The organism is Leyella stercorea (assembly GCF_021531355.1).
Classification (GTDB): Bacteria; Bacteroidota; Bacteroidia; order Bacteroidales; family Bacteroidaceae; genus Prevotella.
The window spans coordinates 1-13,785 of record NZ_JADYTS010000074.1 but is presented as its reverse complement, the minus strand read 5'-3'; the positions used below and the strand labels follow the sequence as shown (position 1 = coordinate 13,785).

The window sequence follows — 13,785 nt, the reverse complement described above, 5'->3', positions numbered from 1 at the left end:
GCTTTGTGGGGCATTGTGGGGCTTATTGTTTTTTTACTTCAACCCCTCAAGTAGCGGCTTCAGTCGTGCGTCGCTTGGGCGCGGAGCGTTGTACTTGTACATACGGCCCTCACGGTCGTAGATGAGGAAGAACGGGATGCCGTTTACGTTGAGCGACTGAGCGAGCGTGCCCTTAGCGTCGATAAGCAGGTTGCCCTCAAGTCCGAGCTGTGCCACCTTCTTCTTCCATGCCTCAACATTAGAGTCGATAGAGATTGAGAGGAACACTACGTCCTCGTTCTGCAAGTCCTTCTCAATAGCTTTCAGGTGAGGTATCTCCTTGATGCAAGGCACACACCACGATGCCCACATGTCGATGTAGACATACTTGCCACGGAACTTTGCGAAGTCCACCTTGTTGCCGTTGAGGTCGTTCAGCACCACATCGGCAGGGAACATATTGCCCGACACTGTAGCCTTACGCTTCTTGAACTCGCTGAGATACTTCTTGTCGAGACCATAGCGCTCGGTGAGCGATGTAAGCTCGCTGAGTCCCTCGTCGTAGTTTACGGCATAGCGGAAGGTAGTGATGTACTTGTTGAGCAGCACATCCTCAATGCGCAGTTTGAGCAATGCATCCTTCACCGAATTCTCTACAGCCGATATGCGCTCGTCGAGACTGCCCTGCGGCAGCGACGCAAGCACCACACGTGGAGACGAATCGAATGCCGACGACATAGGGCAATCTACTGCCGGAGCTATGCGCTTAGCCTCAGCAGCGATGTCTACGCCCACGTCCTGCGGCATACGTCCTGTAGCAAAGCGCAGGTTCTCCATATTCTCAAAGCTGAAGGTCGAAGCCCACAGGCGCAGATACTGGGTTGTAACCGCCGACGGACGACAAACCCGTATCAAGCTGTCGGCAATGGCAGGATAACCAAGCACCAGACTCTTCAGAGCCTCAGCCTGCATTGTCTTGCCATCCATCCATAGCTGCTTGCTGCGAACCACACTGACATCGTTAAACGCTACGAGAGCCTTGGTGTCGGCATCGGCCTTGTTGAAGTCGATGTTGCCCTCGGCATCGATAGTCATCGACAAATTGGCAGCATCCTTCTTTACAGTAAGATGCACAGGCACAATGTTCTGACGACGGTTTGCCACAGCCACTACCTTATATATATTATATGGCGAGACTGGTGTATTGGCAAGAATCTTCTGTCCGTTTACCGATACAGAGTCGGGCTGCAACGACGACACTCCTACGGGCATCACGTAGAGTTTCAAGTCGGCAGGCACACTGCCACGGAGTGTGCCTGCTATCTTGACCGACTGCGCCATCATGCCAGCCGAAGCAAGCGTCATGAATGCAGCAGTCAATATTGTTCTTAACGTCATATTTGTATTTTTATTGTTAAGCATTCAGCATTACTGAACACTCGGTTTGAAGATGATAGACGAGATGCGTCCGGCGCAACCCTTGTGTACCTCAACCGGCTTGACATTGGCACTGTTGTCGGTGCGCACGTCCTTACAGTTGTAGATGTAGAAGTTGCCACGCTTGGTGCTCTTGTCGTAAGTACCGACGAGGAGCTGGTCGTTGGTAGCATTCAGGTCGACGAATGTCACCTCCTCGTTGCTGCCGAAATCGATGGCATACTGGTCCTTCTGAGGCAATGACTTTGTAGCCACGTCGGGCAGATAAGCGTAGATGCAGCTGCCGAGCGCATAGAAATAGCGCTTCTGATTGAACGACACTACAAACGGAGTACCCTTGGCAGGAACAGCTGTGTTGGCGTCGGCTTCTATCTTCTGCGACTGAAACTTATCGGGAGTACCATAATATGAGTTGCCTGCAATAAACTCCCAGATGTATACGTCGCCTGTCGACTTATCCTTTGAGAAGGTGTATACCGGCAGATTGTAGTTGGCATCGTAGCCGTAGTTGCAGAACACGGTAAGCAGCTCTTGACCTTCAGGCAGATTGCCCACAGCATCAAATTCGCCGGTGTTCATGTTTTGAGCCTTGGCTACGTTGGTATTGTAGTCAACCAAGTAGGTGTTGGTAGAAACCGATCCCCACATGCTCATCTTTGATGGGATGAAAGCGTCGGCTCTTAGTCCCTTGAAGGTATCCTTGCTGTACGAGAACATGTACTGTACATTGACATGTACAAACTCGCCGGTGGTCTTGTCGTAGGCGTAAGGTGCATACGAATCGGGCAGGAACGACGAAGCACGGAATGTCGACGATGTCTCACCGTAGTTGATAGCGGTGATTACGGTGAAGTTGTTCGGGTCGATGACATAGCAGTGGTCGTCGGTCGACACCATTACACGTGTAAGCGACTTAGGCCATGTAATGCTTGCAAGCACGGCATTCACCAGATGGTCTTCCGACACGTCGGGATTCATCTTGTTCAGACAGTGTTCAATCACAACCTCTTTCTGTCCGGCTGCCATCTCCTCAGAAGTGAGTGTCTTGACGAAGCTCAGATTGCCCTTGCCGTCGGCATCGGTCGATGTGATGAGATAACCCTTCTCGAAGGTACGGTTCACATTGACCTTATACTCTATCACCTTGCCCACCTGTCCGTCAGTAACAGCCAGATGAACGTAGTATGTGCCACCCGATGTGAACTGATAGTTGAGCGTTGGCTCGGTGCTCACCTCTTCGAGCTTGCCCTTTGCGCCATTGATGTATGTGCCCACCTGCCACTTGTACTGCAGATTGGCAGCGTCGCCCGAGTACGACACCTGCGGGTCGATGACACAATCATTGCCAAGATACAAGTTGTATTCGGGCATTTCGCTACCGTTTGCGTTCTGTATAGTCAGCGTGGGCAGTTCTCTTGTAGCCTCCGTACTGTCATCGCTGATACACGACACCATACCAAGCGACAGACTCAACGCGAGGGCTATTGCTGTAAATATGTTTTTTCTTTTCATTTTGTTCGCTTTTTATTGTTTCACCTCATCAGTTTACAGAAGGCGTCTTCTGCCACTCTATGTCGTCCTTGTGGTCGTTGTACATAGGTATGAGCACATACTTGGTCAGGATAGATTCGTACATGGCAAACGGGCCCTGCATGGCCTTGGCCTTGACAAAGTAGTCGCCGTAAGCAGTAATAAGCTCGTTGTACACGTCCTTGTTGGCCTTTGGCATAAGCTCATAGAAATACTTGAAGAAGAGCTGTGCGTTCTCAAACGAGTATTTTGGCAGTCCCGTATAGGTAGACCACCAGTCGGGACGTTCTGTAATGCGGAAGTCGGAATAGCGCACGGTGAATGTCTTCTGACCTGTAGGACGAAGCTGGTCGTTCATGCCAATCTCAATGCGCAGCTTCTTCTCCTTGGTCTGAATTTCATCGTCGTGACCGCGCAGAAGCATTATCTTCACGGTGTCCTTTGTAGCGTTGGCTGCTATCTCGGCACGGGCGATGGTAAAGTTCACGCCTTCTACCATGTCGGTAGAATCGGCCACCACCTTGATGTCAATCTTGCGGGCTTCGCTCTTGGGCACACCCATAAGCGTCACAGGTATGGCAATCTCGTGCTCCTGTGCAATGTCATAGCCGAAGTTGTAGGTTATGACCGAGTCGGCAGAGTAGTTGCTGTTGGTGTAGTTGAACGATACCGAGTCTATCTGACCCGTATCATACAGCTTATAGTCCTCCTCGCAACTCACAGCCACCACTGCGGTGGCAGCAAGAGCAAGTGCAAATATCTTGTTTTTCATTTTTATTGTCTCCTATTATAACTTTAGTTTCTATAGTTAAACTCGTCTACCGGGATAGGCAGCACGTATATATTCTCGCTTGCCGGAATGGTGCGCAACTCTACGTTCGACTGGATGTCGCGGTTCAGACGCTTCATGTTGTACCATACCTGTCCCTCGCCGAACATCTCCTTGTGATACTCGTTGAATATCATCTCCTTGGTCAGAGTCTTACCGGCACGCAGTGCGGGCAGTCCTCTCGACGATGTCTCAGCCTGGAAGTATTCGAGTGCCTTGTCATAGTTCTTGTCGAGCAGAGCCTCGGCTGCTATGAGATACAGCTCCGACACGTGCAGGATGTTGATGCCGTCGATGCGGTTTTTCCAGTCTTTAGGTGCCATCTCACGCTCGTCGAGTGTATAAATGTCGACGGTCTTGTAGAGATTGACAGTCTGGTTGCCCTTCTTGAACCACTGCAGACGGAAGTCCTGCGATGTGGCATCGATGTCCTGGGCATAAACCTTGTCGTAAGGCATCGGATGGCTTACACCCGACTCGTCGGTGTAGGGATTGAACGAGTGGAACGACTGGAAGGTGTACAGATAGCTCTTCACGGTCTGCAGATAGCTTGTAGAGTAGAGTCCCCACAGTGTCTCGCGGTCGGACAGTTTGCCGGCGAAGACATTCTGCACCTCGTTAGGCTCTACCAACGGGAACTTCTTGCTGTCGATGACCATCTGTGCATACTTGGCAGCATTGTCCATGTCGCCCTGCATCCAGTATACTTTGGCAAGCATGCCGAGCACTGCGTAGTAGTTGCAGTGGGTCTCGCGGAAGTTCTGGAACTTGAAGTACTGGCCGTTGTTGCGCGGATAGACTATTGCATCCTTCTCCTCAGCGAGCAGCTGCTCAGCCTCCTGGAGGTCCTTGATGATAAGGCTGTACACCTCGCCCACCTTCTTGAACTCATTTATCTTAGCCTCATAGGTAGTGGTGTAAGGAATACCACGCTTGGTAGGGTCGGTTGAGCAGAACAGGCGCAGCAGGTCGAAGTGCAGATAGGCACGCACAGCCAGCATCTCGCCCTTGTAGAGATTGTAGAGCGGGAAATCGGCTTTCTTCTTCTCCTGAAGATTCTTCAGCACGTTGTTGGCGTAGCCGATGGTCTGATAGGCTGTAGCCCAGACGCTTGCCAGACGGTTGCGCAGATAATCGTCGTCGTTATACTGATACTTGGCGAGGGCGTCCGAGCCTAATGCGTCGTTGCTGTTAGCCAAGTCTTGCGCCATCACGTCGGTAAGTCCCCAATAGAGATCCATGCCGTAGAGCGAGCCCGACTGCATGGTGCCGTACACTCCATATATGGCAGCCTCAAATCCGGCAGGAGTCTTAAACTGGTCGGCTTCAAGATTCTCGCCTTTCGGACGAACATCCAGGAAGTCGTTGCACGATGTAAGAGCGGTGGTGCCCAAAAGGAGGGCAAACGCCAGTCGTGCTATATGTTTGTTGAAATGTGTCTTATACATTATAATATATGTTTTATTGTTGCAATATATTTATATGGTATCCCTATTGCCAGCGGCTTAGAATGTCAGACTTGCCGACATGTTGATGCTGCGGCTGAATGGGTAAGATGTACCACGCTCGTACTTGGCCGATGTGATGCGGAAGAGATCCTCGGTGCCGATGCCCAGATACATCTTCTGGATGTGCAGCTTCTTGAGGAATGTCATCGGGACGTTGTACTGCAAGTAGAGGCTTGAGAGCCACAGCTCGTCGTCCTTCTCTACGAAACGGTCGGTATATACGCTTGTGTTGCCGGTTGCCTTAGCTATGTCGATGTATGGCTTCACGTCGCCCACGTTGGTCCAGCGGTCGGTGAATGCACGCACGTCGCAGTTCTTGCGCGGGTTGACATTCTCAACCTTCAGGGCACGTGTAGAGTTGTACATCTCGCCACCGAAACGATATGAGAAGCTTGCTGTGAGCGAGAAGTTCTTGTACTGCAACATTGACGAGATGCTACCCTGCAATGTAGGGTTGGTATCGCCACACGACACCTGGTCCTTCGAGTCGTACTTGTAGGTGTAGCTGCCGTCCTTCTTGATGAATATCTCGTTGCCGGTAGCGGGGTCGATACCTGCCGAGCGCACAGCATAGATTGCCGACGGCGACTCGCCCTCACGATACTGGAACAGCGGCGACGACGACGCAATGTTGGTAGAACCGTCTGAAGAGGTAAATCCTGATGCGTTCTGCTCGTTCATACGCTTCATGGCGTCAGAGATGTTGTTGATGGTGGTCTTCGAGTGCAGGCCGTTTACCGAGAGGCTCCACTCCCAGTCTCTTGTCTTGATAATCTTGCCCCACAATGAGAACTCGATACCGTTGCTGGTCTGCGAACCGAGGTTAGCCTTCACGCTTGTTGTTCCTGATGATGGCGGAAGCGAACGGTCGATGAGCATGTCGGTGGTCTTCTCGTTGTACACGTCGAAGTTGACGTTCAGACGGTCGCCGAACAATGAAGATGTGATGCCGACGTTGAGCTTCTTGGTAGTCTGCCATTTAAGGTCGGGGTTGGCCATACCCATAGGTATTGCGCCCACTCCGGTGTACGACAGATAGTCGCTGTTGTACTTGTATGTGGTAACGGCCTGATATGAGCTGAACTTAACGCTACCTGTGTAGCCGTAGCTGCCACGCAGACGCAATGTGTTAATCCAGCCAAGCTTCTTTGCGAACTCTTCATTATGAATGTTCCATCCGGCACCTACCGACCAGAACGGAGCATAGCGGTTGTCGCTACCGAACTTTGACGAACCCGACACACGGTAAGAGCCGTCGAGTACATAGCGGTTCTTCCACATGAAGTTGGCTGCAAGAAATCCACCCAAGCTTGCCGAGAGGTCCTCGCTTCCCGACGGTTTGCCGCCGTCAGGATAAGTTGTGGCGTATGCAATGTCGTTCTGCTCGTCGCTCAGGAAGCCTGTAGCAACGAGTGTGCTTGATGTCGACTTCGAGCGCTTTATCTCACCGCCAAGGTTGAGGGTGAACATGGTGCCGTCATTGTCGAAGTTGTGTATATAGTTGCCCACGAGCTTGGCAGCCCACTGGTCGGAACCGGTGTTGCCGAGTGTGTACTTGCCCTTCTGCGAAATGTTGGTCACGTTCTTGAAGTCGTGCGAGTCGGGCGAGCGGAACACGTCGCTTGTGCCACGGCTTGTATTGTACGATCCCTGGGCTGTAATGAAGAAATTTGGCTTGATGTTGTAGCGCACGTCGAGCGAAACCTGCTGTGTGCGCGACTGCGACTTGTCGAAGCTGCTCAACGATGCCTCATACAGAGGGTTGTTCATGTCGTACGACAGCTCTGAGCGCAGGTTGCCATACTGGTCGTAGGGCGAATCGTAGGGGTTGCACTCCAAGTAGCTTGAGAATGAGCCGTACTTAGACGAGTTGGTGTTGAGCTGGTCGTGCGAGGCACGGAGCGTGATGACGAGGTTGTTTATGGCTGTATACGAAAGATATACGTTCATGCCATAACGTGTACGGCCGTCGTCCTTCATCACACCCTTAGTGTTCTGATAGTTGGCGTTGACGTTGTAGTCGAGACCCGAACCGCGTCCTGAAATAGAAAGTGAATGGTTGTGCGAGAAGCTGTTGCGTACGGGCTTCGACTTCCAATCGGTGTCGATGCCGCTTGTCACCAAAGCGAGTTTCTCAAAATAGCTCTCGTCGAGCTTGCCTGTCTCGCTCTTGTAGAGTCCGGCACGCTTCTCAAGCTCCAGCTTCTGCGCTGCGTTACAATAGTCGTAGCTGCTCAGATCGGCAAAACTCAACTGAGGAGTTACGGTATAGCGAATGCGTACGGGCGACTGGCTTACGCGCTTGCGCTCGATTACGATAACGCCGTTGGCAGCGTTCTCACCGTAAAGTGCTGTAGCCGAAGCGTCCTTAAGAATGTCTACACGCTCAATGTCGTTGATGTCCATGTCGTAGAGTGCCTGAAGGCTCTGCTCCACACCGTCAATCACGATAAGCGGTGCGTTGAGTCCCACCTCATTGCTTGTAGAAAGCGATGTGGTGCTACGTATTACGAGGTCGGGCACTGCGTTAGGGTTAGAACCCGCAGCATTGTTCTGCGCAATATTCAATGACGGGTCGAGAGTGGCAAGTGTCTGCAAGATGTTGTTAGGCGCAACCTTCATAATCTCGTCGCTTGTAACAGTCTTGGCAGCACCGGTGAAGGTCTGCTTCTTACGTGTGAAGTAGCCGTTGACCACAACGTCGCTAAGAGTCTTGGAGTCGCGCTTCAACACGACCTTCATCTCATGACCCGCTGTCACAGTCTGGGTCTCCATTCCGATGTACGACACCTGCAGTTTCTGTTTCTTCAGTTCTACTGACTTGAAACTAAATCTACCGTTTACGTCTGTGATAGTAACTACATTTGCGCCCACGATTCTCACCTGAGCACCGATGAGCGGTTCGTTGTCATCCGCAGAATAGACTACACCGCTAATGCTGTTACTTTTTACCTTACCATCATTAACCACAACAGTCACGTTGTCTTGAGCTTGGGCAGTAGTGGGAGAAACCATTCCCCCTAATCCCGCCAAGCCGATGGCGAACAATACTTTCTTTTGCATTGGCTGATTTTATTAGTTTATACTTTAATGTTTGCAAAATTATACAAAACCTGCTTAAAACAATAATAAAAGTCTACAATTCTTAAAAATAAGGTACATTTTTATGTAGAAGAGGTAGCCGTTGGCTTTAAGTGGCATAGACGAGGTATTGCGAAATACTCAATTATTTGTATGTTTCGTAAACATATTTGAGTATATTTTACCTTTTCTAAAATTATTTTCGTACTTTAGTAAGCGTATTTACTTATTTTATGATAATGTATAGCAAAGAATGATGGACGATATATTGAAACAGATAAAGGCTGGCGAGGTGTCGGGGATGCAGTTCAAGGAACGCATTCTCGACAAATATGATATTGCCTGTGAGTTAGTGGCGTTCAGTAATTCACATGGTGGCAAGTTGGTAGTTGGTATAAAGGATAAGACCGGAGAAACCAATGCCTTGTCGTATTCTGAGGTACAAGAAACAACTAACTTGTTGAGTGACATTGCTTCCGAAAACGTAGTGCCATCCATTCTGATAAAGATAGATACTGTTGAGGTCGAGGATGGCAACTTGGTTATTGCTACTGTGAAGGAAGGAGTCAACAAGCCTTATCATGACAACAAGGGAATCGTATGGGTGAAGAATGGTGCCGACAAGCGTAAAGTGTTCGATAATGCTGAACTTGCAGAAATGATGACCGACTGCGGTAGTTTTGCACCAGACGAGGCAGGTGTTAGGGATGCAACTGTCAACGACCTTGATGCAACGACTATCAAGCAGTTTCTTGGCAACCGTTTTGAAAGAGTGTTGGAGAAGAAAGGCTTAATAGGTGACGCTTTTAATGAAGCATCACTTGATATGATATGCTCTGCCATAGCTAAGGGGCATGACTGTGAGAAGATACTTCGCAACCTGCGATTTATCCGTCCCGATGGTACACTGACCGTTGCTGCCATGCTTCTATTTGGCAAATATACCCAACGCTGGATGCCAATGATGACAGCCAAGTGTATCTGTTTTGCTGGCAACAGTGTTGGCAGCAAGGTGTTCCGTGACAAAGTGAATGATGCAGATATGGAGGGAAATCTGCTTCATCAATATGACACTATCATGGATTTCTTCACTCGTAACCTGCATAATGTGCAAGTAGGAAATGAATTCAACAGCATGGGTAAGTTGGAAATACCTTACACCAGCTTGGTTGAGTTCACTGTAAACAGCCTTGTACACCGTTCGCTGAACATGAAGGCACCTGTTCGCATTTTCATTTTCGACAATCGTGTTGAGATTCACAGTCCAGGTGCATTACCTAACGGACTCACTATTGATGACATCAAGGCTGGAACTTCCATGCCTCGCAATATGTTCCTTTTTAACAATGCTATATACTTGCTGCCATACACTGGTGTAGGTAGTGGCATCACTCGTGCACTGGACGAAGATATCAATGTCACGTTTATGAATAATGACAAGGCACAGGAATTTGTCATCACAGTTTGGAGAGGAGAAAGTAACCAAGTCGAAGACTTAGATACCAGACTTAGACACTCTGACACCGACTTAGATACCAGACTTAGACACTCTGACACCGACTTAGACACTGGACTTAGACACTCTGACACCGACTTAGACACTGGACTTAGACACTCTGACACCGACTTAGACACTAAAAGGGTAACATTGACGAACAAGGAAAAGGATATTGTAAACTTCTGTTCCGTACCTCGTACAACCAAAGAGATACTTGACAGAATTGGTGTCAGTATGCATTCCAAGAATCGTGAACGTTACATCACCTCCCTTGTTGCAGCCGGATATTTGCAGATGACTAATCCGGATAATCCTACGGCAAGCAACCAGAAATACAAGAAAGTAACAACAAAGTAGAAAATACAAATGATGGACTCCTTATATCGAATGTTGGGGGAATGAAAGAAAAATCGCTCATATCTTGCTTTTTTTAGGGCAAAGATATGAGCGACTTAGTATGAAGTAAAAGACAAGGCTACTCCAAAATCTTTTTAAACATTACATCAAGATAATTATCATCATGTTGGAATATCACATGGCTATCAGTAAACTCTGGACGGGAAGCCCAAAAACTTACATCTTTATAATCAGTATTGCTGACAATATAACTATCCAAAACAATATCCGGGTCACCGAGTGACGGCTGCACTTCTTCTTGCAATTGTCGGAACAATTGAATCTTAGGATCTTTTAATCCTTGCAAATTTCTAATACCCTTAGGGTCGATGAAGGTTACATGCTGTTTCACTCCGTCGTTTACCCAAAGAATGAAATCTGGATAAAAATTGCTGGCTTCAAAGAAGCCTATGCCTTTACGACTTTCGTTGCGAAGCAAGTAGACATCCTTACCTTTCAGCGTATCCTCTTTATGCTCATTGTAGTATTTACGCACATGCTTTACAAATGTGTTTTCTCCAACATTGAGTGCCACGGGTGATATTTTTAATAAGCGGTTCATTAGTATCTTTATCCACAAGAAGCAACCACTTTCTTGTCCAATTCTCCCTCATCAAAGATGTTCTTTAGATGTTTGCTTATAGCAGGAACCCCAACTCCAAAGAGTTGTGCCATAGCCTTTTGCGTACACCAAAGTGTTTCATCCTTGATAACAACCTGCACTCTGCCGTCGGCATCAGGCATGTTGTAGAGAAGAAACTGTATTTCGTTACTCATGTCACTTCTTTTAACTTAAAAAGCACCAATCACCCGAATAAATATTCAGATGATTAGTGCTTTATATATTGACAATCAATCTGTCTGATTAGTCCTGGATGTCCCAACCTACAGCCGATGCACCGAGCACAGCTGCTGATGAACCTTCGAGACCGCTAACGAGGAACTTGGCCTTGCCCTTGAAGATGTTGAGCACTGTCTCGTCGTAAGCCTTCTTGATAGGATTCATGATGAGATCACCAGCCTTTGTCAGTCCACCGAAGAAGATGAATGCCTCGGGTGAAGAGAAAGCTGCGAAGTCGGCGCAAGCCTCACCGAGAATCTTGCCTGTGAACTCGAAGATTTCGTTGGCAATCTTATCGCCCTTGCCAGCTGCCACAGCAACATCGTACGATGTAATCTTCTCTGGATCGAGCTCGCGCAGCAATGAAGGCTCGTCGCTGTTGGCGAGGAACTCGCGTGCCGAACGTGCAACACCGGTAGCCGAGCAATATGTCTCAAGACATCCCTTGCGACCGCAACCGCACTGACGACCATTCTCCTTAACGATAACGTGACCAAGCTCGCCTGCGAAACCGTCGCAACCGTATACCAACTGACCGTTGATAACGATGCCCGAACCTACACCAGTACCGAGAGTGATAACGATAAAGTTCTTCATACCGCGTGCCACGCCGTATGTCATCTCACCGATAGCGGCTGCATTGGCGTCGTTGGTAAGAGCTACTGGTATGCCGAGCTTGTCAGAGAAGAGCTTTGCCAAAGGCACAACGCCCTTGCGTCCCCACTCAAGGTTAGGAGCAAACTCAATAGTGCCGTTATAGTAGTTGCCATTAGGCGCACCGATACCCATAGCCTTAATCTTATCTATGCCACCGACCTGGTCGATGATAATCTTCAGAGCCTCAATGGAAGCATCGACATAAGCCTCAACATTGTCGCCATAGCCCTGAGTCTTGATAGCAGTAGTGGCCTTGATGTCGCCACGGCTGTCAACAATACCGAAAACTGAGTTTGTACCACCGAGGTCCAAACCGATTACATAGGGTTTAAGAGAATCTTCTGTCATAATGATTTTTGTTATAATTGGTAAATTAATATAGTTATGGTTAGCGAGCGCACACAACTCAATGGTGCACACTACATTATGGCAAAGGTATTAAAAATGTTGTAAAACAACAAAGTTTTAAGTATAAAATTTGTCTATATCGCATAAAATTCCGAATTTTGCAAGCGTTATGCAATTTCCTATTCAATTAGATATTTTAGACTTTGTATTCAAAGGAATACTCATAGGCATCATGGCTTCGGCGCCAATGGGGCCGGTCGGAGTGCTTTGCATACAACGCACGCTTAACAAGGGGCGCTGGTATGGATTTGTCACAGGCATTGGCGCTTGCGTAAGCGACATCATATATGCACTGTTCACTGGTCTTGGCATGAGTTTCATGATGGACATAGTGGGCAACGAACGCAACCGTTTTCTGTTGCAGATAAGTGGCAGCGTGGTGTTGCTGCTGTTCGGTATTTATTGCTACCGCTCCAATCCGACAAAGAACATACACCAAAGCAACAAGGCGCAGAAGGGTACGCTCGTACACAACGGTATAACGGCTTTTCTCGTCACGCTGTCCAATCCACTTATTATATTCCTTTTCATATTCCTCTACGCACAGTTTGCCTTCGTTGTACCCAACCGCCCTATCGAGATGTCGGTGGGATACGTGAGCATCGTGGGCGGTGCTATGCTGTGGTGGTTCGGACTGACGTGGCTCATCGACAAGGTGCGCGGCAAGTTTGACAACACCGGCATCCTGCTCATCAATCGCGTCGTAGGCTGCATAGTGGTAATCTTCTCGATTATCATGCTGCTCGGCACTGTGTTCAACCTTTATAAATTGCCTTATTAAAAATATGTTTATAGCTCAAGATTTACGCAAGAAGAGCACTGCCGAATTCGTGCTCTATATGTGGCAGGTGGAGGACATCATACGCGCTTATGGCTGTCAGCTGTCACGCATCAAGAACGAATACATAGCCCGCTTTGCCGACTACACCGACGAGCAGCGCGAAGAGATGGTCGACTGGTACGGCGACCTCATCACAATGATGAACTCGGAGGGCAAGCGCGAGAAGGGACACCTCACTATCAACCAGATTGTGGTAAAGGACATGAACGACCTGCACAACCAGCTGCTGCAAAGCTCTCGATTCCCCTTCTACAACGCCGAATACTACAAGGTGCTGCCCTTCATCGTCGAACTGCGCAATCGTGGCGACAAGGACGTGAGCGAGATTGAGACCTGCCTCAACGCACTCTACGGCACAATGATGCTGCGTCTGCAGGGCAAAAAGATAAGTCCCGACACCGAACACGCCGTAAAGGAGATTTCCACCTTCCTCGGCATGCTCAGCGACTATCACATCAAGGACAAGACCGAGGGTCTGCGTTTTGACGACGACGAGGAGTTCTAAAGCGTCAGACACTACATAACACACGCCCTGTAAAGGCTAAAGTACACATTATAGGAGGCTATGGCGTCCCCGCCGTAGCCTGAGCAATAAAACAGCGCAAACCAAATGAGGGAGTAACATCCTAACATTTGAAATGCCAACCAACTGCTCAGGCTACGACGAGGACGCCGTAGCCTCCTATTTTTTTACACTGATTGTCTTTATCCCAAATCGGTCATTAGGATTTCTCTGTGTCGTACGGCAAAGAGAAATCCTTTAATTTTTCCCATATAGAT

10 protein-coding genes and 1 pseudogene are annotated in these 13,785 nt (G+C 48.7%); 3 read left to right on the top strand and 8 right to left on the bottom strand.

The genetic code is table 11. The features are described 5' to 3' along the window. Positions 1–33 precede the first annotated feature (33 nt). The 5 genes from I6E38_RS12405 to I6E38_RS12385 are packed head-to-tail and all read right to left on the bottom strand — an operon-like array spanning position 34 to position 8,346. Positions 34–1,377: a TlpA family protein disulfide reductase gene (locus I6E38_RS12405; protein WP_235394286.1), complete on the bottom strand. Its 1,344-nt coding sequence runs from the start codon at positions 1,375–1,377 to the stop codon at positions 34–36. Positions 1,378–1,407: 30 nt separating this feature from the next. Further along, positions 1,408–2,928, bottom strand: coding sequence for a PKD-like domain-containing protein (locus tag I6E38_RS12400; protein WP_235394285.1), 1,521 nt, complete (start codon positions 2,926–2,928; stop codon positions 1,408–1,410). Positions 2,929–2,956: 28 nt separating this feature from the next. Next, on the bottom strand, positions 2,957–3,718 hold the full coding sequence (locus I6E38_RS12395) for a DUF4843 domain-containing protein (RefSeq protein WP_235394284.1): 762 nt from the start codon (positions 3,716–3,718) through the stop codon (positions 2,957–2,959). Between the two features lie 23 nt (positions 3,719–3,741). Next, complete coding sequence (locus I6E38_RS12390) at positions 3,742–5,223, bottom strand: RagB/SusD family nutrient uptake outer membrane protein (RefSeq protein WP_235394283.1); 1,482 nt, start codon at positions 5,221–5,223, stop codon at positions 3,742–3,744. 57 nt (positions 5,224–5,280) lie between these two features. Beyond that, complete coding sequence (locus I6E38_RS12385; RefSeq protein WP_235394282.1) at positions 5,281–8,346, bottom strand: SusC/RagA family TonB-linked outer membrane protein; 3,066 nt, start codon at positions 8,344–8,346, stop codon at positions 5,281–5,283. Between the two features lie 271 nt (positions 8,347–8,617). On the opposite strand from I6E38_RS12385, the gene I6E38_RS12380 reads away from it, so the two are divergent. Then, entirely contained in the window at positions 8,618–10,219 is a 1,602-nt protein-coding gene (locus I6E38_RS12380) for an RNA-binding domain-containing protein (RefSeq protein WP_235394281.1), read from the top strand. Between the two features lie 118 nt (positions 10,220–10,337). Here the strand turns inward: I6E38_RS12380 and I6E38_RS12375 are convergent, their stop codons facing one another. From I6E38_RS12375 to I6E38_RS12365, 3 genes and pseudogenes are all read right to left on the bottom strand, one after another. Then, entirely contained in the window at positions 10,338–10,820 is a 483-nt protein-coding gene (locus tag I6E38_RS12375) for a hypothetical protein (protein ID WP_235394280.1), read from the bottom strand. Between the two features lie 32 nt (positions 10,821–10,852). Further along, a pseudogene (locus I6E38_RS12370) lies at positions 10,853–11,035 on the bottom strand (virulence RhuM family protein); the annotation flags it as partial. Positions 11,036–11,123: 88 nt separating this feature from the next. After that, positions 11,124–12,104, bottom strand: coding sequence for an ROK family protein (locus I6E38_RS12365; RefSeq protein ID WP_235394279.1), 981 nt, complete (start codon positions 12,102–12,104; stop codon positions 11,124–11,126). A 169-nt stretch (positions 12,105–12,273) separates the two neighbouring features. On the opposite strand from I6E38_RS12365, the gene I6E38_RS12360 reads away from it, so the two are divergent. Together I6E38_RS12360 and I6E38_RS12355 are read left to right on the top strand one after the other, a co-directional pair. Continuing rightward, on the top strand, positions 12,274–12,945 hold the full coding sequence (locus tag I6E38_RS12360) for a LysE family translocator (protein ID WP_235394278.1): 672 nt from the start codon (positions 12,274–12,276) through the stop codon (positions 12,943–12,945). A 4-nt stretch (positions 12,946–12,949) separates the two neighbouring features. After that, positions 12,950–13,510, top strand: coding sequence for a DUF4924 family protein (locus tag I6E38_RS12355; RefSeq protein WP_235394277.1), 561 nt, complete (start codon positions 12,950–12,952; stop codon positions 13,508–13,510). Positions 13,511–13,785 lie beyond the last annotated feature (275 nt).